This window comes from Mucilaginibacter sp. (assembly GCF_025359345.1).
GTDB lineage: Bacteria > Bacteroidota > Bacteroidia > Sphingobacteriales > Sphingobacteriaceae > Mucilaginibacter.
Map to the genome: position 1 here is coordinate 62609 of NZ_JANYGQ010000014.1, position 21956 is coordinate 84564.

General features: G+C 42.3%; 19 protein-coding genes. 10 read left to right on the plus strand and 9 right to left on the minus strand.

Going from position 1 to position 21956, the window contains the following annotated elements:
* Positions 1-260: 260 nt before the first annotated feature.
* Together Q0R52_RS07785 and Q0R52_RS07790 are read right to left on the minus strand one after the other, a co-directional pair.
* Positions 261-2099, minus strand: a complete 1839-nt coding sequence (locus Q0R52_RS07785) for an AAA family ATPase (RefSeq protein ID WP_295793691.1) — start codon at positions 2097-2099, stop codon at positions 261-263.
* Positions 2100-2108: 9 nt separating this feature from the next.
* Positions 2109-2399 carry a hypothetical protein gene (locus tag Q0R52_RS07790; RefSeq protein ID WP_295793693.1) on the minus strand — a complete coding sequence of 97 codons (291 nt, stop codon included), beginning with the start codon at positions 2397-2399 and terminating at the stop codon, positions 2109-2111.
* Between the two features lie 303 nt (positions 2400-2702).
* Here Q0R52_RS07790 and Q0R52_RS07795 point away from each other — a divergent pair, with 303 nt between their 5' ends.
* Positions 2703-3617 carry an Abi-alpha family protein gene (locus Q0R52_RS07795; RefSeq protein WP_295793696.1) on the plus strand — a complete coding sequence of 305 codons (915 nt, stop codon included), beginning with the start codon at positions 2703-2705 and terminating at the stop codon, positions 3615-3617.
* A gap of 816 nt (positions 3618-4433) precedes the next feature.
* The gene (locus Q0R52_RS07800; protein ID WP_295793698.1) at positions 4434-5174 is read left to right on the plus strand and encodes a glycosyltransferase family 2 protein; all 741 of its coding nucleotides are present in this window, start codon (positions 4434-4436) and stop codon (positions 5172-5174) included.
* Positions 5175-5432: 258 nt separating this feature from the next.
* Here the strand turns inward: Q0R52_RS07800 and Q0R52_RS07805 are convergent, their stop codons facing one another.
* On the minus strand, positions 5433-6395 hold the full coding sequence (locus Q0R52_RS07805; RefSeq protein ID WP_295793699.1) for a hypothetical protein: 963 nt from the start codon (positions 6393-6395) through the stop codon (positions 5433-5435).
* Between the two features lie 15 nt (positions 6396-6410).
* A complete protein-coding gene (locus Q0R52_RS07810; protein WP_295793701.1) occupies positions 6411-7469 on the minus strand; it encodes a glycosyltransferase family 1 protein in 1059 nt (352 codons plus the stop codon).
* Between the two features lie 311 nt (positions 7470-7780).
* Here Q0R52_RS07810 and Q0R52_RS07815 point away from each other — a divergent pair, with 311 nt between their 5' ends.
* Complete coding sequence (locus tag Q0R52_RS07815) at positions 7781-8326, plus strand: tail fiber protein (RefSeq protein ID WP_295793703.1); 546 nt, start codon at positions 7781-7783, stop codon at positions 8324-8326.
* A gap of 154 nt (positions 8327-8480) precedes the next feature.
* Positions 8481-8720, plus strand: coding sequence for a hypothetical protein (locus Q0R52_RS07820; protein ID WP_295793705.1), 240 nt, complete (start codon positions 8481-8483; stop codon positions 8718-8720).
* Between the two features lie 94 nt (positions 8721-8814).
* Here Q0R52_RS07820 and Q0R52_RS07825 read toward each other — a convergent pair whose 3' ends face one another.
* On the minus strand, positions 8815-9219 hold the full coding sequence (locus tag Q0R52_RS07825) for a hypothetical protein (protein WP_295793706.1): 405 nt from the start codon (positions 9217-9219) through the stop codon (positions 8815-8817).
* A gap of 249 nt (positions 9220-9468) precedes the next feature.
* Here Q0R52_RS07825 and Q0R52_RS07830 point away from each other — a divergent pair, with 249 nt between their 5' ends.
* Both Q0R52_RS07830 and Q0R52_RS07835 read left to right on the plus strand, forming a co-directional pair.
* Positions 9469-11007 (plus strand): S53 family peptidase, encoded by a 1539-nt coding sequence (locus Q0R52_RS07830; protein WP_295793708.1) that lies wholly within the window; start codon positions 9469-9471, stop codon positions 11005-11007.
* A gap of 134 nt (positions 11008-11141) precedes the next feature.
* A complete protein-coding gene (locus Q0R52_RS07835; protein WP_295793709.1) occupies positions 11142-11540 on the plus strand; it encodes an ester cyclase in 399 nt (132 codons plus the stop codon).
* Positions 11541-11592: 52 nt separating this feature from the next.
* Here Q0R52_RS07835 and Q0R52_RS07840 read toward each other — a convergent pair whose 3' ends face one another.
* The 3 genes from Q0R52_RS07840 to Q0R52_RS07850 form a co-directional block, all read right to left on the minus strand.
* Complete coding sequence (locus Q0R52_RS07840; RefSeq protein WP_295793711.1) at positions 11593-12558, minus strand: transglutaminase family protein; 966 nt, start codon at positions 12556-12558, stop codon at positions 11593-11595.
* 72 nt (positions 12559-12630) lie between these two features.
* Positions 12631-13569, minus strand: coding sequence for an alpha-E domain-containing protein (locus Q0R52_RS07845; RefSeq protein WP_295793713.1), 939 nt, complete (start codon positions 13567-13569; stop codon positions 12631-12633).
* Between the two features lie 214 nt (positions 13570-13783).
* Complete coding sequence (locus Q0R52_RS07850; RefSeq protein ID WP_295793714.1) at positions 13784-15232, minus strand: circularly permuted type 2 ATP-grasp protein; 1449 nt, start codon at positions 15230-15232, stop codon at positions 13784-13786.
* 467 nt (positions 15233-15699) lie between these two features.
* On the opposite strand from Q0R52_RS07850, the gene Q0R52_RS07855 reads away from it, so the two are divergent.
* The 3 genes from Q0R52_RS07855 to Q0R52_RS07865 all read left to right on the plus strand — a co-directional run bounded on the left by Q0R52_RS07855 (position 15700) and on the right by Q0R52_RS07865 (position 19039).
* Complete coding sequence (locus Q0R52_RS07855) at positions 15700-16128, plus strand: response regulator (protein WP_295793716.1); 429 nt, start codon at positions 15700-15702, stop codon at positions 16126-16128.
* A 95-nt stretch (positions 16129-16223) separates the two neighbouring features.
* Positions 16224-16775, plus strand: coding sequence for a hypothetical protein (locus Q0R52_RS07860; protein ID WP_295793718.1), 552 nt, complete (start codon positions 16224-16226; stop codon positions 16773-16775).
* 170 nt (positions 16776-16945) lie between these two features.
* Positions 16946-19039, plus strand: coding sequence for a tetratricopeptide repeat-containing sensor histidine kinase (locus Q0R52_RS07865; protein WP_295793720.1), 2094 nt, complete (start codon positions 16946-16948; stop codon positions 19037-19039).
* On the opposite strand, the gene Q0R52_RS07870 is transcribed toward Q0R52_RS07865, so the two are convergent.
* Entirely contained in the window at positions 19022-19765 is a 744-nt protein-coding gene (locus Q0R52_RS07870) for a response regulator transcription factor (protein ID WP_295793721.1), read from the minus strand. The two genes, Q0R52_RS07865 and Q0R52_RS07870, sit on opposite strands and share 18 nt — an antisense overlap.
* A gap of 286 nt (positions 19766-20051) precedes the next feature.
* Between Q0R52_RS07870 and Q0R52_RS07875 the strand changes: the two genes are divergently transcribed.
* Positions 20052-21956: cadherin-like beta sandwich domain-containing protein (locus tag Q0R52_RS07875; protein WP_295793723.1), on the plus strand; the 1905-nt coding region annotated here is incomplete at its 3' end.

The following is a 21956-nucleotide window of genomic DNA, read 5'->3' on the forward strand; positions in this document are numbered from 1 at the left end:
AATTTACAAACGACCAGTTAGTCCCGTGAAAACAGTCTATTTTAATTTATCAAATCAATTATACTTTAGCCTTGTGATAATTAGGTTAATAAAGTTTGGCTATTTAAAACTAAATAATAAATATTAAAATGCAAAATATATTTAATTGTTTATTATTAATATCAAAGAAATTATAAAATATTTTTCGCCCATCCTACCGCGAGAATGACATGCGACCCAAGAGCGCTGAATTCCCAACTGTCGCCCCTGCAAGAAAACACTCAATTTAATATTTGGCCAATTTTGTGAAATAAATTTTGAAGAACGTCGATATTTTTTATCTCTTTTTCCGTCATTAGGTCAGTAATTTTAGAAGCAAATTCAGGCTTTTTATATCTCTGATGATGGTGAGCGATAAATTTAAGAGTTTCTTTATCAAATCCTTTTGAAATCTTTGGATAATCAGCTCTAAGCTTTTGAATATCCTTCAAAGTCCATTTTATTTTTGTTGGTCGAGGATATAAAATATTAAATGTCTCTCTAATCCTGTGATCTGGATACAGGTCTTCAAACTCTTGTATACCTGCAAAAAAAACGTGGTTTGCAAGAAAGTCTGCATCAAATCCTATTTGATTTAATTTTTCAATTGTGACAGAAGCTCCACATTCCGGATTTTGCGTGTCAAAATCCAATAACATTACAGTGCTCGCCTTTTTGTTTTTCCTTAGCAGCTTCAAAAAATTAAACCAAGCGCCATTTGACTGCAAATTTATTAGCACAACGCCATCTTCCGACAACGTTCGATTAAACCAAATTTTATAAATTTTGCCAATACTGGCTTCTTCACTATCACCTTCTACAATCAAGAAGCATTTTTCGTAAAATATGCTACTATTCTTGACACCACCAACAACTGAAACCTCGTCTAAAAAGGTCTGAATATCAGCGTCACCATCCGTCTTTAGGTAATTTATCGATGATATGCCAGCATCTTGAACAATATGATTTATACTGTTTGACGGTGCTCTGTCAATCATGGTTAAAGAATGTGTAGCAATTATAGATTGAGTATTTACTTTCGGGTTATTTGCTACCTCTGAAATAGCATAAAACATTTTTCGCTGTGCGTCATAATGCAAGTTTGAGTCAGGCTCATCATATGCTCGAATTATAGGTCGATTTTGTTGAGAAGTTATTTGAATTTCTTTATCCCATTCAAGTATTGAAAGGAATAGCCGCTTTTTTGACCCCTCCCCTTTTTGATCAACTAACTTAAACCCTTGTCCCTCATCTAATTCAAGGCCTTGAAAATTTAGACCCTGCCCGAAATCAAGATTTATTCTTCCTTGAATATTAGCTATCTTGGGATTATATTTTTGAATGTTTACAAGTAAGTTTTTTTCTATACTGGAATTGAGTTTTTGGAGCACCCTGTTTCTAATACTTCTGATTGATGCTAATCTAAGTTCCCCGTGTTCATCATAAAACTGATTCCTGACGATATTATCAAGAGTGGTTTTAACCAACGCTTGCGGGTTTCCATAAGCATGGCTACCATAGTATTGATAATAGGGTAAGACTTGGCTTATCGTATTATAAATTAATTCGACCTCATTTATTGTTTTGGGAAGATTATCCCCTTCATTTTCAATAAAAACTTTTAATTCCTCCCGTCTAGTTTCTTGCGTTGGATGAGCCGGCAATTCATATTTAACTAGTAAATCCTTGGTGGGTTGGGCAGTTAAACTTAGGTAATTTTCTAAGTCAATATCGGCCAAAGAATTCTTTAACGTATACGTTTTAAAAGCCTGCCCTTTAGTGAATATTTTTTTCAGAGTGAAATTGTCGTTAATAACGAAAAATTTAATGCTTTCTGGGACATTATCAGGATTGACTTTAAAATTCCCGGACAAACAAAATTCGTTTACTTCTATTCCATTTAAGTTGAAAAAATCTTCATCCTGCTGGGCTGTTCTACCTAACAACAATCCAAGCGCTTTTAAAATTGTAGACTTTCCACTATCGTTCTCACCAATTAGAACGGTTAAATTGTGAAATGGTACCACAGTTAAATCTCGAAAGCATTTATATCCTTCGATTGATAGTTCTTTAAGTATCATTCGTAATATTTAGAGCTCGTGATATATGCTGATCATTCCTTTATCGCCTCTGCTGTAACCCGGTCTAATCTCGATGTAGGAATCTTCTCTAATTACTATAAGCTCAACTTTTGAGATATCATATAGCTTCCATCCCATTTTTCCTGTAGATGAATAGCCGTCAACTTGAAACGCTCTTAATACATGATTACCCTTTAAAGATATTCCGTGACAATAAGGTTCAACAATTCGAAGGCCGCCTTCATAATCAAATTCAATCAACGATTGTAATTGAATAGCATTTGTTAAGAGTGTAATCATAATTTAGTTTAGGTAGGAGGTTTATTTTATAAATATAAATAATAATTTCATTAATAGCTAATTATGATTTATTTCCTTCCGGTGCCGCGTTTTTTTCGCCATCCCAAGCCCCAAGCTACCGCAAGCGATTTTCCGCCGCCGCACAGCTTCGGCTTTATGACCCGTGTTTGGATATCGAGCATGGCATAGTAAGTTAATATCCACTTACTAGTTCGAGACTTTTCACATAAGGCGGTTTCTTAGACTGAACAGACAAAAGATTAAGTTATTAATTTATATTTGGGTTAGGATAAACCTCTCCAAGTGGCAAAAGAAAACAAATCGTTTAAAGTTGATTTCACTTCAAAAGCAGTCGAAAAAGCTATCGATATAGCTAAAGACTTTCTTGATAAATTAATAATGCCATCCATTGAGGAAGCCGGATTATTAATTAAGGATCAAGTCACTTATTTTAAATTTAAGAACCAAATAAGGATTTTAAATAAATCAAAAGTCTATTGCGAAAAAGCAGGTATTTCCACAAAGGCAATTTCCTTGAAATTACTCTGTCCATTGCTTGAAAATGCCGCTTTAGAAGAAGACGAGTATTTACAGGATAAATGGGCAATATTATTAGGAAACTTGGTTGACTCTGAGCAAAATATCGAAAACCATGTGTTCCCATACATACTAAGTCAACTTTCATCGTCTGAATTTCAAAAAGTAAATGACTTTGTAAAGTTATTCACTAAGCAAAAGCTTGCTGCTGAAAAAGCCTCTAATGAATTTGATCAGTCTTTTTTTGATACACAAACAAGCCTTCAAAAGGAAAGAGGGAAACTTGCAGCACAAATACATAATATCGACGATTCAAATTTGTACGAAAATGCTACTCAGTCTGAAAAGCAACTTTTGAAACATTACGATGGGATTGAAGAAAAGCTTGAAAATTTGACAAGCGCGCGTAAAAAATTGCAATCAGCAACTGCACAACAGCCCGACATCCGTCATAGCGACTTTAAGCAATTTGAGATAGAAAATCTTATTAGATTAGGAATTTTAAAGGAGTTTAGTTCAGCCAGAGGCGTTACTTCGGTTGAAGTGTCGAAAAACACGCATTTTGGAATTATCGCACCCGTACAAAGAGATCCCATAACAGCAGTTTATAATATTACAACCGTTCGTGTTACAGACTTAGGAATGTTGTTTTTTAAAGTTTGTAATGAAAAGGATGCATAAATCCTGTTGTCCGTAGCTAATGTCAACGGATATCTATGGAATTAGTTTTAGACTACAGCTATCGTTTTAAATGCCAATAAGTACCCCTGCTGCTGTAAGCGTTGTTCTTCCGCTACCGCAAGGCGCCAGCCCTGCTGCAGCAAGCGTTTTTGTCCTCGCAGGGTCTGTCAAGGACGCCCCGCCGCTACGTTTGTGAGAACCGAAAGCCCGCCCTCGTAACTAACCCGGCGATTTATTGCACACCCTAATGTTTATCCACCGCAGGGTCGTTATACTACAGGCCTTGTGGAGACGGGGAAATTGATTACACGCACGAAAACCAGGTAAGAGCCGGATTTGTGGGTTCGGCGCATGAGTACTGGTACAGCAGTGCCAACCCGGAAAGTCCGCTGAATATTATTTGGTGACGTCAGCGGGACGCTGACCAGGGATTGGGTTCAGCGGGACACTTGAACCGGCGGAGGGTTTACAGGTGTAAAGGCCTTTTATTTTATAACATATTGGATTCCAGCAATCTACCAGCTAGCCAGACTATACTGTAAACCCCGGCTGTAAACCCCCAATTAATATGTTGATTATTAATGGATTATAAAAGGACAAAACTAAATATTGCTGATAATCAGCATGTTTCAGCAGTGTTCCAACACGTTCCGCAGAAAAATGGAACGCTTTGCAGGCGCTGAGCGCGGCAGCTTGCTTGGACGGGATGATATAACGGTTATCTCCAATTGTTTTACCCCCTTCATTAAAATACTTTTACCTTTGAAAGATTAGCCGGTGATAGCCGGTAATCTATAATTATAGCATCAATAAACGATGGTGAACGACTCAAATCAATTTACAGCTGAATCTTATTTCCCTAAAATCTCTATCGTTATCGTCACCTACAATGCAGGAAAAACCTTACAGCAGTGTTTAGACAGCATTTTTGAACAGGAATATTCCAATATCGAAATAGTAATTGTTGATGGTAACAGCACCGATAATTCAATAGAAATAATAAAGCGAAACAATAGTAAAATTGCTTTCTGGATGAGTGAGGAGGATGCCGGTGTTTATGATGCCATGAATAAAGCTTTAAAACATATTACTGGCGATTGGGTTTATTTTCTTGGAGCAGACGATGAGCTGCTGCCTGATTTTACAAACTTTGCAAGATGCCTGGCGGACAAAACGGCCATATATTATGCAAACGTATTCGCCGACGGCGCCAAACGGCTGGGGGAACTATCCCGGTACCAGTTTGCGAAATTTGGCCCGTATCACCAGGCAATGATGTTTCCAAAATCGGTATTTGATAAATATACCTACAATACCAGGTATAAGATATCAGCAGATTTTGCCCTTACGCTCACACTTTGCGGCGATGCTGAATACCATTTTATTTATAAAGATTTTGTGATCGCTAAATTCAACCATACCGGCCTGTCGGGGGTAACGATAGACAAGCCATTTCAGCAAGGCAAGGCAGGATTGATCCTAAAAAACTTCGGGTTAGTAACCTGTGCCAGGTATATTTTGCACAGGTACAAGAACAGGCATAACCCCAGGGCCTGAGGCTGTTGTTGATAGTTACAGCATGGGTGTTCGGAAGATTCTTTTAAAAGCCGTGGCCTGTGCGAATCCCGCCTTGGGGCGGGGAAGGGTGGGGTTTCTTGGACTTTGATAACACTGACAATCAAGCGTAAGAGAATGGCGTAGAAACCCCTCCCTCCTCCCTCCCATGGGAGGGAATCGCACTTTCCAGCGCTTTTTTAATCTTCCCAGTACCTATGATATTTACCGGTTCAAAATAAATCCGTTATAAAGCAAGCGCTACTTTACTGTATCTCCTTTATCTAACCGGCTTACCAACGATTCAAAATGATGCTGAAAGTAAAAATCGTGCGCATTTTCACCTTCCGGAATAACATGCGGTACATGATAGTACGCTTCTAATATACGCGGTGTTTTCAAGCCTTCGGCAAGCGAATAGGGGAACGATTGATTGCCAATAAAAAACTTACAGCCGGCAATTATTTGCGCCATCTCCAAAAAGCTTTCAGTGTGGAACAGCTCTAAATCGGGTATGGATTTCTTCATGTCTTCATATTCCGACTTTACGCCGATGAAAACGACATTTTTATAGTCTTTTAAAAACGAGTAATCTATGGTTGAGTTTCTGTACCGCTCACTTCTCGATAAAACTATTTTATCACTGAACGATGTATCCGGTTGTGTTAAAAGCCAGGGCTTCCAAAGCTCAGGCGTAACCCCGGTGATATAGCTGCACCACCTGGCAATGTTGGCATTGTTTAAAGGCAGTATTCTGGAACGAAAAAAATCTAAATCGATATGTATTTTTTGATCGCTGTAAGCCTCTGTTTTGTTTATATAATCCTGCGTGTCTAAAAGTGTAATTAATTTGCCGGCTGTTTTGGCGTTTATCATTACGGCGCCCATAGAATGCGACGTATTGCTAAAGATGGGTGCAGGCAGCGGCCTGTCTAAACGCAAGTATAAATTAACGGGCACCCCGGTAACCTCGTGAATTTTTTTGATAGTCGGTAATGCGTAAATAATATCGCCAACGTTTCCGCTATGGGTTATATTCAGCAATTTATCCTGCTTTGCAGCAGCTATGATTTTTTCCTGTGTATCTAAACGGTCGGCCCCTGTGAAAAAGTTTAAAACCTCTTGCTCGGTATAGTTTTTTAGCTCCCATTTATATTTTCTATACTGGTCTTTATCGCGGTATTTCAACCAAAGCGCTTCTATTGAACTTTTTCTTTTAAACATCTTTTTTATTTTGTTTTAACCGCGCAAACATTCCTCATATAATTTAAGGTACTGGTCCGCGGCATTGTCCCAGGTAAATTTGCCGGCATGCAGCATTGTTTCATTTTCACGGTTCCTGGCGCGGAAATCTTTCATTCCTTCGGCAAAAACACCTTGCATATGTTCCGGTTCAAAATTGTCGAAGTAGTAAGCAACGTCGCCCCCAACTTCTGGCAGAGACGTGAATTTCGATAGAAATACCGGCTTGCCGAAATGCATCCCTTCTATTACGGGCAAACCAAACCCTTCTGCCCTTGAGGGAAAAACAAAAGCCATACAATTTTTATAATACCAGGCCTTGTCATCATCAGAAATGGGGCCGGTTATAATCAAACGATCTTCACAGCCGAATCTTTTAGCTTCTTCAATGATCACTTTCTTATGGGGTGTTTCGATTCCTGAAATCACCAGCTCAAAATCATTATTCGCTAAAAGGTTTGGCAAAAAATGAAACCCTTTTTGAACAGACATTAAACCGATAGTAAACAAAAAAGGCCTTTTTGGCAAGTGGGTGGGCGTGTAATTATCCGGAACAAGGAGCTTATCGGCACCGTTGTATATCACGCTGATTTTATTCCTGGCCTCCGGAATATAATGCAGAATATCCTGTTCAACAAACTTCGAAATCGTAACTACTTTATCACACTCCGATATTAACTTTTTGATCTTATTGATATGTGCTTTTATCCGGTGCGGTTTGCTCTGCTTTATGTGGACTTTATTGATATCGTGAATAGTTAAAATCTTCTTTGCATTTACCTTACCTGGCCGTAAGCGGCACGTCTGGTCTGTAAAGTGAACGACATCAAATTTGTTGTAGCCGGGAAAGAAAATTCTATGCAGCCTTGACAGGTAAACAACATTTACCTTTTTATCAAAAGAGTAAGACGCTAGTTTGGATAGATAGTAATTCAAATTGAATCTGCCTTTATTTTGCCTGATAATGGCATCGCCAAGCCCTTTACCGAAAGAAAAATAACCGCAATTAGCATCCTTCATCGAATCAAATGTGGTTAATATATTGGGTTTTCCCATTAGCTAATATCCATAGTTAAACTGCCGCGTAATGGCTGCAAATATAAGTATTAGCATCATTTAAAAGGAAAGAGAAGCACAGGGACAATTGATATATGCCAGCGCAATTTATATCGGGATGGCCTGCATTTAGGTTAGTGCGGATGCTTTTAGCGATCGGGTCGTCGTCACCGCCGAACGTTATAGCAGCGCAAAAATCACCAGAAAACGGTACGTAAATATTTTTAATATTTTATTTTTTTTTGAAATAATACTTTTATATTCAACTGGTTAAAAAAAAAACACCTCACCTAAAAATTATTATTATTATTATGGAAGCTGATTTAGCAATGGTATTCATGTTCGCGGGTAATTTTGCGCCGCGCGGCTTTGCCTCATGCGAAGGGCAAATATTATCAATAGCACAAAACACGGCATTATTTTCGCTACTGGGCACTACGTACGGAGGTAACGGCCAAACCACGTTTGCCCTCCCTGACCTTCGCGGGCGTACAGTTGTAGGGCAGGGCCAGGGGCCGGGATTACCGCCTTATGTTGAGGGGCAAATAGGTGGCTCGGAAACGGTTACGCTCTCCGTAAACCAGTTACCTTCGCATACGCATAACTTAACGGCATACGCGGGGCAAGGCACAACAGGGGCACCAAGCGGCTCCACCTACCTTGCTGCGGGCCCGGGCACGGGTTCCGGACCTAACGCTGTGCAGTTAAAAACTTATGCCACAAATGCCCCGAACGTGGTTATGGGATCGGGTTCTACAACCTTCACTGGTGGTGGTCAGCCCATTTCAATACGCGACCCTTACCTGTCTATGTTTTACATAATTACACTGGAAGGCATTTTCCCCAGCAGGAACTAAATTGCTCTGAATATTTTGAATAGATAAAATTGAGATTTATAACATCGAGGCCGATCGTAAGATTGGCCTTTGTTGTTTTTGGCGTTAGACAAACACATTTAAAAAAAACTACAACTAAAAGCCATTGTTGTTGTTAGTATTAAAAACACATATTATGAAAAATCTATTTCAAAATAACGAAATCAGTCCATTAGTAGTAGGTGCGGCTGTTGCAGGAGTACTGGCCGCCGGTACAGGCCTTTGGTATTATTTGAGCCGCATGCGCACTGCTGCCCTGGCCGCCAATTACCAGCACGAGCATGCTCATGACTACCTGGATGCAAGACATCCCAGGCAAGTAAAACACAAATCGGATGTTGGCGTTTTGCCGGGTTTGGTTAATCCGCAGCAATAATTCTCGCGTTTCGCGTTGCCGCAGGGTCTCTCGCAGACTTTGACAGGCCCTGGGGCAACGCGAATGTTAGCGCTTCATAACCTTTTCACACGCACTACTGCTTTTTAAATTTGTAGGTATAGATTACATCAACTGATGTTTTACTAAGCATCAAGCTATCGCCCTTAACGGTATAATTATAACTGCTATTTAAAACGGCAGAAGTGTTAACCGATGTATTGTCAGGAAAGAATTGGTTATTGGTGAAATTTAAAACACCGGTGCTGATTTGCAGGTTGCCACTACCCACCGTAATATAGCCAACGCCAATGCCCGACTTAAAAGTATTGCCCGAAATGATTAATTGCACCAAGTTTTGGTCTACCGGCGGCAGGGTAGTATTAACAAGTGAGGCTTTAAATACCCCGGTGTAGGTTCCGGTTAAATCGGGCGTATGTTTTTCCTTTTTGCAGGCGCTTGCCAATACTGCAGCGAGCATAAAAATTGCTATTCTTTTCATAAAAATTCTTTTCAATCCTTACGCATGCCAAAGGCCGGGCGATACAAAAAAGTTGCGTATTTCAACCAATTAGGCATTTTTTTCAACCAATGGGTCGGAAAAATTCTAATGCCTGCAATGGTCGCTCTATCCCCACCAGCTATGGTCTATCATCCATGGACTATGGACTAACCTCCCTTAACTAAAAAATAAAACTTAATTCACAGTTAATCAAAAATAGTTGTAGCTTTATTTCTTAAATACCTAAGCATGAAAACATTAGACAAAGTTGCACTAGCAGGCAGCTACAAAAAGGCCCACATGGGCGAAACCACTGCTAAAGTTAACCGCCGCCAGTTTATTGATGTTACCGTTCGGGTACGCCGCAAAAAATCTATCGAAGCGCATTTAGGCGAAGGCAAACAGATTGGCCATGCCGATTACGAAAAAGAGTTTGGCTCGTCCCAAAAGGATGTGGACCAGGTGGAAGCTTTTGCCCACCAGTACAAACTGAAAACGGTTGAGGTTAGCCTGCCGCGCCGCAGCGTTATTTTACGGGGCAGCGTGGCCAATATGGAGGCAGCTTTTGGCGTAAGCCTTGCCAAAGCAGTAGACTCGCACGGCGACGACATCAGGGTGAGGAAAGGCGATATTTTTATCCCTGAGTCACTGTCAGATATAATTGAAGGCGTTTTCGGGCTGGACAACCGCAAGGTAGCGCGGCCAATGTTTAAGGCGTTGGACGGGCAGGGCGGGATTAGTCCGTCGGCCAAGGTAAGTAACTCATTTACCCCCACCCGGCTAGCTCAGATATATGGTTTCCCGACCGGATTTAACGGTAAAGGCCAAACCATTGCCATAATTGAGCTGGGCGGCGGCTACCGCACAAAAGATTTAACAGCGTATTTTAAAGGCCTCGGCATTAAAAAACCATCAGTAAAAGCAATTTCGGTTGATGGCGGGAAAAACAAACCCAGCACTGCCGATAGTGCCGACGGCGAAGTGATGCTGGATATTGAGGTGGCCGGGGCGGTAGCTACGGGCGCCAAAATTGTGGTTTATTTTTGCCCCAATACAGATAAGGGCTTCCTGGATGCAATAACAAAAGCGGTGCATGATGGAACCCATAAACCTTCGGTGGTTTCCATAAGCTGGGGCGGCGCCGAAGTAGCCTGGACTGCACAGTCGCTAAACACGTATAACGAGGCATTTAAAGGCGCAGCCGCGCTGGGTGTTACCATCTGCGCAGCAGCCGGTGACAATGGCTCGAGCGATGGCATAAAAGGCGGCGACGTGCATGTTGATTTCCCGGCTTCAAGTCCTTATGTGTTGGCCTGTGGTGGTACATCGTTAAAAGCAAACGGTAATACCATTACATCCGAAACTGTTTGGCACGATTCTGTAAACTCGGCAACCGGTGGAGGAGTAAGTAATGTGTTCCCTTTACCCGATTATCAAAAGAATGCCAACGTGCCCAAAGCTATTGGTACCAACAATGATGGTCGCGGCGTGCCAGATGTCGCCGGCAACGCCGACCCAAATACAGGCTACGTTGTTCTGGTTGACGGACAGCAAATGGTTATTGGTGGCACCAGCGCCGTTGCGCCCTTATACGCAGGCCTCATTGCCTGTCTTAACCAGCAAAGTAGCAAATGGGCAGGATTTATCAACCCAAAGCTATACGCCAACCCATCGCTATGCCGCGATATAACCAGCGGTAACAACCGCACTGCCGATGGCAATAAGGGATATGATGCCGGGGCAGGCTGGGATGCGTGTACGGGGTTGGGGGTGTTTAATAAACTTTAAACAGGTCATCGAGTCATTTGGTCATTGTTTGTCGTCGGTTTAAGACCTGTTGTGATAGGTTTTTATTTGGTTTTATGCATTTATTATCAGTACTTTAGCTTAACCAAATTAAAAACCCTAAACTCATCCAAACCATGAAAAATAAAGACTTTATGAACCGTTGGTACACCGAGTTGTGGAACAATGGCAATGCCGGTGTTATTGACGAAATGTTACATCCTGACGTGAAAGCTTATGGCCTTGGCCCCGAGCCGCTGGTTGACATTGACGCTTTCAGAGAGTTTTACGAAAGTTTCAGCAACGACCTTACAGATATTAAAGTCACTGTCGACAAAAATATTGCCGAAGATGACTTTGTAGTTTCGCTGTGCCTGGTTGAGGCTGTGCATAAAAAAAGCGGGGCGCCGGTAAAGTTTACAGGTACCTCTATTGGGCAATTTAAAGACGGGAAGCTGCTAACAGCCTGGAATCATTTTGACTTTTTAACCTATAATTTACAGATAGGTAAAATAACGGCGGCGCAGTTGGCTTGATCTTGAGTGTGATGCTTTTTGACTACTACTGCAACTCTCTACCGCCACTTCCTCACTGCTGCTGTTGTTGTTGCTGCATAATTTCCAAATGGCGCTGGTAGCTGTTTTTTTGTGCGGCGGAGTTCATGGCTGATATGGGTGAGTGTTCAACTACATCGTTATTGTTCAGTACATTCTCGTCGTCGACGGAAACGGCTACTTCCAGCTTGTGGCCTGATGAACCTTTGTAAACCCCCTTAACGGGCGAGCAATCGGCAAAGTTGCGGCCCACGGCCAGGCGTACGTGGGTCTCGTTGGCTACACAGTTGTTAGTTGGGTCGATACCGAGCCAGCCGTAGTCGGGAATGTAGGCTTCGGTCCAGGCATGAGTGGCGCCCTCGCCGCGCATGTTGTTGCGACTGGTGCAGATGTAGCCGCTAACGTAGCGGGCAGGGATTTGAACCATACGCAGCATTTCGGCCAGTATGTGGGCAAAATCCTGGCAAACGCCTGCTTTTAGTTTCCATATTTCGTCCAACTGTGTATCGAATGTGGTTACTCCTTTTATGTAGGTAAAGTTATCGTACACGTACTGGCAAAAACGCAGGGCAACGTGGTATGGCGTATCGTCATTTAGTTTTTCCGCCTCAACAATTTCCTTTAGTTCTTCAATACCGTCGAAATATTCCTGGCGAAGGAAGTCGATATAAGGCACTACGTATTTCAGGCGTTTTAAGTCTTCCCATTGCTGGGCAGGGAAAATATCGCTCACGGGCAGCGGCCTGTGTTTAGTGGTTACCAATATTTTTGAGTTGATAGTGAGCACCATATGCGGGTCACTATAGGTAAAGCTGCCCACTTCGTTGCCATAATAATCAATATAAGTATCAACCGGTGGGTTACCGCTGATGATCAGTTCCTGCTTAATTACATCCTGGTACAAGTCCTTTATTGGGTACAGGATAATCTGGTTGGCACTGTCGCGCACAGGTCCCTCGTAAATGTAGCGGGTTATATGTTGTATTTCAAATTCGGGCATGGTGATGCTGTTGTAATGTTGAAAAAGTTGTAATTTTATTTTTCCTCCTAATCTCTGGTCTCTACCCTCTAATCACGAGTTCGCAAAATAATGTTGATTTAAAGCATTACCGATGCCATATAGCTCTTTGCGGATTTGCTGCAGGTATTGGTGCAGCCCGTCCTGTTCTATGCTTTTTACCGAGCTATATTTGATACGGCTTTGCAGTCGGCCGATCTGGAAGCTCAACTCGCGGAAATCGTCGGCATTGCTGTTGTTTTTGAGCCTGTCGAAATACCGCTGGATGTTGTTTACCGAGTAGATTACCGAGCGGGGAAAATCGTTGTTGAGCACCACCTGCTCCAGTATGTTACTGGCCTCGAAGCCTTCGCGGTAGGTTTTTAAGTACAGTTCATAACCGCCGAGCGATAACAGAAGGTGTTTCCAGTAGCTGGTATCGGTCAGCAAATCGGGATTGTCACTAACCGAGCCAAACTTGGTATCCAATATATCCACACTTTGTATCGCACGTTCCAGGTATTTGCCAATGTTCATAAAACTTCGCCCCTCACCTCGCTCCATGGTGATTTCGGCTGTGCCGTAATAAAGCATTACCTGTTTAATCAGTACATCAAGCACCCCGATAGGATCTTCACGCTGTAAGGACTTTTCAATTTTGGGGTCCTTCACTGTATGGTAATACTCATTAAGGCATTGCCACAAATCCTTGGGGATATGCTCTTGTACTCCGCGGGCATTTTCGCGCGATAGTGTGATGATATTCAATATCGAGTTCGGGTTATTTTTGCCCGTAACCATATACTTTAATACTGCGCGACTGTTGTTATCCAGCTTGCCTGCTTCTTCCTCGTCGCCTACGCCGGCAAAAATGCGTATAACCGGCGCCCAGGTAAATTCCTGTATGGTATCCTGGCTCGATGCGTAATTAATCTTCAGCATCCGCAGCATACCGTCGCTGCGCTCAATGTACCTGCTTAACCAGTAAAAACTTGCTGCTACCCTGCTTAACATATTCTAATTTCGGATGTCGAATTTTCCATTTCGGATTTATTTAATTAGTCCATAGTCGATGGACCATAGACCATAGTAAAATTTTTATTGTTCATAATCAAATACATGGACTATCAACTATGGACTATGGTCTTTTCTTTTTTCTTGGCTCTTGACTCTTGACTCTTGACTCTTTTTTCTTGGCTCTTGACTCTTGGCTCTTGACTCTCTTCCCCTATGCCAACACCCACGTATCCTTACTCCCGCCGCCCTGCGAGCTATTTACCACCAGCGAGCCTTCTTTTAGCGCTACGCGGGTTAGCCCGCCGGGCACTATTTCGATGCCATCGGGACCGTAAAGCGCGTATGGGCGCAGGTCAATGCGTCTCGGCTGCAACTCGCCCTGCATGTAGCAGGGTGCTGCAGAAAGGCTTATAGTTGGCTGCGCGATAAAGTTGCGCGGGTCTTTCAGTACTGCCAGTTTATATTCTTCAATCTCCTGCTCTGTTGATGCATGGCCCATCAGCATGCCGTAGCCACCGCTGCCATTGGTTTTTTTAATTACCATGGTGTTTATGTTTTTAAACACGTGGGCGCGCTCGTCGGGGTTACCTAATTGGTGGGTAGGCACATTTTTAAGTATGGGTTCCTCGTTCAGATAATATTTTATCATTTCGGGAACGTAAACGTATACGGCCTTGTCGTCGGCTACGCCGGTACCTATAGCATTTACTATGGCCACATTACCCTTGCGGTAAGCGCCCATAATGCCGGCAACACCCAGCATGCTGGATGGATTAAACACCAGTGGATCGAGGTATTCGTCGTCAACGCGGCGATATATTACATCAACCTGCTGCAGGCCGGTGGTGGTTTTCATGAATACTTTATGATTATTTACTACCAGATCGCGACCCTCAACCAGCTCAACCCCCATGAGGCGGGCCAGCGTAGTATGCTCAAAGTACGCCGAGTTGTATATTCCCGGGCTAAGCAGTACAATTGTGGGGTTTGATATCTGCCTCGGCGACAATGCCAGCAAGTTTTTATACAATATTGTAGGATACTCCGTAACGCTGCGTACGCCGCACTGGGGCAGTAAATCAGGAAAGAGGCGTTTGGTGATCTCGCGGTTCTCCAGCATATAGCTTACGCCGCTGGGGGTGCGAAGATTATCTTCCAGAACGTAGAATGTACCATCATAATCACGAATGATATCTATACCGCTGATGTGGACATAAATATCATAGGGTACCTGCAGTTGGTACATCTCGCGTAAAAAGTGCGGGCACGAATAGATAATGTCGATAGGCACAATACCGTCTTTGATGATGAATTGGTTGTGGTATACATCCTTCAAAAAAAGATTGAGCGCAGTAAGCCGCTGCTTAATGCCACGCTCCACAAAAGCCCATTCATCGGCAGTAATGATGCGGGGGATAATATCAAAGGGAAAAATCTTCTCGATGCCCTCGCCGCTGTTATAAACCGTGAAGGTAATACCCTGGCTCATGAACAGGCGTTTGGCCAATTCCTCTTTCTTATTCAAATCGTCGGCACTTTCGCCCGAGATATAGTCGATCACCTTGCGATAATGGTCGCGAACGGCCGCATCTGCGCCATACATTTCGTCCCATACACCATTTATGGGACTATATTTATCAAAATAACCAGATTCAATCATAACATTTTACCTAAAAACTAAAACACGAGCACCAGTTACTTTTAAAAACCGTAATTTATGAACTGTTTTTGTATAAAAGCGAATTAATTTACAATTATTTTATAATATTTTTAATAAAACTTGATTTTTGCACTTAAAATGGCAATTACTGATAGTGATTAGAGACTGGAGATTAGCGATAGTTGAGAATTTTTTAAAATTAAGTGGGGTTTGACCAATAGAAATAAATACATCCGTGCAAAATATAGGAGCGAATCGCGTTTAATATGGTCTACATAACCGCCTGGTGGGTCAAAGTCCCATTGTTTTCCTGCGGTAGAAAATTCTTTTTTTGGATAGACTTGAAATCCGACATCACATTTCAACTCACTTATGAGCAGTTACCCCTTTACGGAGTGCTTTTAATTGCAAACAAACAGCTAAATAAATCGTTATAGATAATATATTTAATTAATTGGAAATTATAAATGTGTAATCTATTTGTTCTTGAAGACGACTTAGTTCAGCAATATATTATAAAGGCTAACCTGGCCCAGTTTAAGGTTTTTCAGGATATATCGTACTATGAAAACGGCAGCCCGCTGGTCGACTACCTGCATGCCAACAAAACAAACCCTGATTGCCTGCCCGATATGATGTTTGTTGACCTGGAAATGCCGGGCGTTAACGGATGGAAAGTACTTGACGAACTTAATAAACTAAACAACTCGCTTTGTAAACAGATAATAGTCTATATTATTACCACCTCAATATCACTTGGTGACAGGATGCGTGCCCTGAAATATGACTTTGTCAGGGAATTTATCAGCAAACCCGTTACAAAGCAAACCTATATCGAAATAAGCCGCGATGCTGAAAAAATGGTTTCCGGGAGCCCTGAGCTGGAAGCATCATGAAGTTTTGGCCTGGGAATGGCTGATTTGCCATTTTCACCACTCCATGCAACCATATCAGTTGTGCCCTCGTCTTGCCCATATAAAAATTAAATTATATGGATAATATCTCTACGGTACTAAAAAAACTTACGCTGGTTACTGCACTGTTACTAAGCGTATTACTTACCACGCAGGCACAAACCGACACCAAAATCATCGGTAACAAACAACGCTCGGGTTCGGCAAGCACCAGCTTCGATTTGGTTAAGGGCAAGCAGGTTGGTATTAAAATGAATGCCGGCCACAAACCTGTACAATTGCTAAAATTTAACTTCACGGTAGAGAGCCAATGCACCGACACTATCCGGTTTAAAGTAAACATTTACGAGTTTAATTATGTAACCCCCGGCGCTAACCTGGCAAAGCAGGAAATTACAGGCGGCATCACCCGAGGCAAACACCACATCAGTATCGATCTTGAGCCCTACAAGATCATCGCCAAAAAGGAGTTGCTGGTGGCCATTGAGTTTTTAAACGACTACCATTGCGATAACCACTTTGCTATCGGCCTGTTTAACGGTGGCACCTACCATTTTGAAAACGGCGTTTGGAAAAAATTGGCAGTTGCCGGGGTCGATTTTAATTTGCTTGTGAGGAAGATGAAGTAAACGTTTGAAGAATTTAACCCGCCCTCATTAGCCGCTGCATAGTAAATCTTTAGCTTAAAAATAAACAGTTGTTGCTGCTTAAAGCCACAGCTGTTTATTTTCGTCTACCGCGAGGATTTAGTCCCTTTTCTCAATTTTAAATAAACTAAAATAATATATATTTTAGTGGAGTGAAGCTGCTCATCCCTGATAAATTCATCCCGGCGATTTATTGTTGGCTGGCATTGACTTTCTGTGTTTTTAGCGCATGCAATAACAGCCAAAAACAAACGGAAGCCGAAAAGCAAATAGATCTATTAGCACCCACCGACAGGTTATCAATAGTAGCCCGCGAAAAAATGCTACCCTATGCCGATTCGGTATACCGCGCGCAAAAACACAAAACCCCGTATCTTAAAGCCGGCCGTTTAATGGCTTATTCAAACTACTACGATTTAAAAGCTCAATATGCCCAATCAACCCCATATGTTGATTCAGCCATTGCAATAATTGCAAACCAGGACTTAACAGACAGCACGTGGACCAATTACTATTTTGCGGCCAATATCCATAAAGCTGTATTGCTGTTTAAAACCGGGCATTATTCATCAGCTATCAATATCTACTCCGATATAAAAGGCCTGGCAGACAGGCCGGGAAATAAATGCAGGATTGGGTATAAACTTGATAATAATATCGGCCTTATATTATATAAGCAGCAAAAGTTTGACGAGGCCAGGCGGTATTTCATGCTTGCTTATAACGAATTGAAGGAATGTTCGGCCGATAAATATGTGGCCGGTTATGAACAGCAATTCCTGGATAATGTTGGTTTGGGCTTTGTTAAACAGGGCAATGCCGATAGTGCACTTGCATATTACCGAAGGGCACTGCATGTAACAATTGCCGACTCCGATAAATTTAGCCGCGATGCAGTGCAAAACAATGTCTCAAAACAGGTAAGCAGGGGCGTCATTATCACAAATATGGCCCAGGTATTTGTTAAACAAAATAAGCTTGACAGCGCCGAAATGTTTATCAAGAAAAATATTGTTATCAATGCGCTCACCTTTAAAAACGAAATCAAATATGCGCAACTGTCGCAATTGTACCTGGCCGACCTTTATGACTTAAGGAAGCAGTACCCAAAAATGAGGGAAACCCTGGCCAGCCTTAGAAAAAGCCTTGATACAATCCATAATGATGAAGTTGAGCTGGGCTGGCGAAAATCTATGGCTGTTTACGCCGGTAAAAATAACCTGCCGCTGGAGGAGTTGAAATTCAACAACAGGTACCTTGCATTTAAAGATTCGCTTAACGAAGCCCGCTTAGCCAACACGGCATCAGACATTTCTAAAGAACTAAAAGCCAAAGGGCAGCAAATGGATATCATTTTGCTGCAAAAGGATAATGAACTTAGTCATCTGTACTTATGGATAACTATAGCACTTTCAGTAATGGCCCTGGCTATAGTGGCTTTAGTGTATTATTATTATCGCAAAGGCAAAAAGAAGAATGATGCATTGAGCCTGCTGAACAGTGAAGTAAGCGAGCAAAACGATAAACTTGAATTTGCAATGGTTGAGCTTGAAAAAAGCAATACCGATAAGGAACGTATTTTAAAAGTGGTGGCGCATGACTTGCGCGACCCGATAGGTGGCGTTGCCAGCCTGGTAGACACCATCCTTAATGATGATTTGCCCGAAGAGGATGAAAAGCAGAGCCTGCGGCTGATTGAAAGATCGCTTGGTAATTCGCTAACCCTGATTAATGAGTTGCTGGTGCTTGATTTTGGGGCTGAGCAAATTAAGTTACATAAAGAACCGGTGGATATTAACGAAACAGTTATACAATGCACAGCATTAATGCAATTAATTGCCGATAAGAAACATCAACAGTTAAAATTCACTCCATTGCCTGAGCCGTTAACAGTACGCGTCGACAAAAAGAAGATTGAGAGAACTATTAATAACCTTGTTGGCAATGCCATTAAATTTAGCCCCGCCGGCGAAAAAATCAGCATAAGCCTTCAACAAAAAAACAATGCAGTAATAATTTCCGTGGCCGATAACGGCATAGGTATACCGCCGGAAATGCGGGGCGAACTGTTTAATAAATTTGGCAACACCAGGCGAATGGGAACAGCCGGCGAAAAATCATTTGGGCTCGGGCTTTCGGTTTGCAAACAGATAGTGGAAGCCCACAGCGGCAAAATATGGGTAAAAAGTGAGCCGCAAGCGGGTACGGTTTTTTATGTTGAATTGCCGTTAGGATATGATATTTAGCTGCTGCTTTAAATTTTTTATATAAACATCAGAGATATTGAAGGACTGCCGGGCGGTTATGGCCTCGTTATCCACAATTTTTTCAAGATACCTGGTATGTAAAACTTCGGCCCGGTTTATCTGCACAAAGCTGGTTTTCAAAGCATCTGGAATAACATACTGCAACGTTTTCTGTAGCGAACTTCGTACCATATAGGTATCGCCGTTATTGGTGACTATGCTGGTATGATTAGTTTCCGACTTCAGGTAAACTACGTTTTGCCATTCTACACGTACATATTTATTACCCAATTTTACAAAAAAACTATCAGGTGATGCAGCAGTTTTGGGAGTTTCGGCGACTTGCCCCGCCGAAAAATGGTGAAGCGCACTCTGGATGCTGATGTACAATGAAGCCGGGTTAAAAGGCTTGGTTAAAAAAGCAGATGGCATAGCTGCAGCGGTTTCGTTTAGGATACCATCGTGCACCGAACTTGTTATAAAAATAAATGGCTTTTTGAGCATACCACTGATCGGCTTACCCAATTCAATGCCGCTGTTTTTACCGTGAAGGTTAATATCGAGCAATGCGATATCGAAATTATTTGCACGGATAGCAGTTAAAGCGTCGTCGAGGTTACCCGCGCTGCCTGCTATTTTATAACCGAATTGGTTAAGTACGTGTTTTATTTTCTGCATCCAGGTTTCCTCATCCTCAATGATTAAAACTGAAATATCGCTTTGCATTTTGTGTGGATGATTTTCTTACGTGAGCATATTCGTACATCAGACTTCTGACTTCCGACTCCTCCTCCAAATATATCCAAATTATTTCTACCGCTCAATAAAACCCTTTTATCATCAAAAAAAAGCCTTTCGTGTTCATTGGCGAAATTGCTAAGGCGGTATCCGCTAAATTCAAAGCACTTATTAAAAATCACAATAGCCACCGGCAGAAAAGTTATTATAAATATTTAACCCCATGCAAAAGTTTGACCTATTCCCCCCCGTAATTTCCGGCTTTCAACAAATAATGAAAGCTGCTTCCGAACGCCTGATTAAAATAATTACACGCCCGCTGCTAACAGTTGCGTTACTGGTATCGGTAACCGCGGAGAATGTTTTTGCACAGGTCCCGTCAATAAGTTATGGCGTCGCAAAAAACTACCTCGTAAACGCGGCAATTACTCCGCTGTCGCCAACCAATAACGGTGGCGCAGTAACGGCGCCTGGTTACAGTAGCAGCCCGGTAAACATATTTTCGGGCACATCGTACTCAGTTAGTTTTGTACGTGATGCATCCAACAATATATACACGTTTGATTTTTCTGTTTCCAACAACCGCAAGCTGGTAAAATTATCGCCCACGGGCACCAACCCCGTTGAGTTATTGACTTTTTTAGGCAGACCCGAAGATATTGCTATTGACCCCTCAGGGAATGTATTTGCGCTTGATGGTGCAACCATTTATAAAATTACCCCGGCAGGTGCAGTTAGTACGTTTCAAACCGTCAGTTCGGCCAGTGGTATTGGAATAGATGGAGCCGGTAACGTGTATGTGGCAAGGTATTCCGCTAGTACAACGTCAATTCTTGAATTCCCTGCTGATGGAGGGAGTAGTATTAGTATCGGTTCGGGCCTTGGATACATGACTGACGTAGCGGTTGACGCCGCCGGCAATGTTTATGTTTGTAATGATAATGATGCCTCAATAAAAAAGATCCCTGCTGATGGCAGCAGCATGATAACTATAGCCTCGGGATTTACGAACTTCAGTACAGCGGATCTGTCACAGATAACGGTTGACCCATCCGGCAATATCTTTTTCTCGGAAAGCAACGCGTCAAAAGTTTCGGAGATTCCGGCAGGCAGCAATACCCCTATCGCAATAGGTTCAGGATTCTTTGCACCAGAGGGATTAATGTTAGATGCGACCGGTAACCTTTTCATTATTGACAATGGAACCTTAAAGAAATTTAAACCTATAGGCGGCTATTATATTAGTCCTGCTTTGCCTGCGGGTTTGAGCATTGACCAAACTACCGGTATCATAAGCGGCACACCCACTGTGTTAAGCGATGCAACAAATTACACCATTACAGCATCGAACGCAAGTGGCAGCAGCAGCGTTACTATTAGCATAGGAGTTCTTGCCTCGGTATCGACAGATGCTAATTTAACCGGGTTAACAATAAGTCCCGGAAGCTTTTCTCCGGCTTTTGATAAGGCGAGGTTTTTGTATACAATGGATGTCCCCTACAGTACAACCAGCATAACCTTAACGCCAACCCTTGAGGATCCTAATGCTACGGTTCAAATATATGCGCACTTTGTAACAAGTGGCACACCATCATTAGATATACCGTTGGCGCCAGGCACAAATACAGCTTCAGTACTCGTTTTTGCCCAGGACGGAACCACCAAAAATGTTTACAGAGTAGCGGTTACCAGGGCAGCGGCAAGTACAGTGGCCGATTTAAGCAATCTTACTACTTCTGCAAATTCATTTACCCCGGCCTTTGATGTTAACACCACCAGCTACAATGCTTCAGTGCCAAATGACTCGCTTACTACTACAATAACACCAACCGTTGCAGATGCCAGCGCAACAATAAAGGTACGTGTTAATGCAGGCAGTTATAAACTTATAAGCAGCGGCAGCATGTCAGACCTGCTTGCACTACATGCAGGCGATAATAAAATTGACGTGCAGGTAACCGCACAGGATGGTACCACTACAAAAACTTACACCTTAACAGTTAACCGGGCGCTTGCTACCAATAACGTGTTAACCACACTTAAGTACTATCCCGGCATAATGCAAACCCAGGTGGGCGGACCTGACTACAAGAACTTCACTGCAACAGTGGCCAATACCTTTACGTCAATTACTGCAACCCCTACAACGCAGGATCCGACAGCTACAGTTACAATAAAT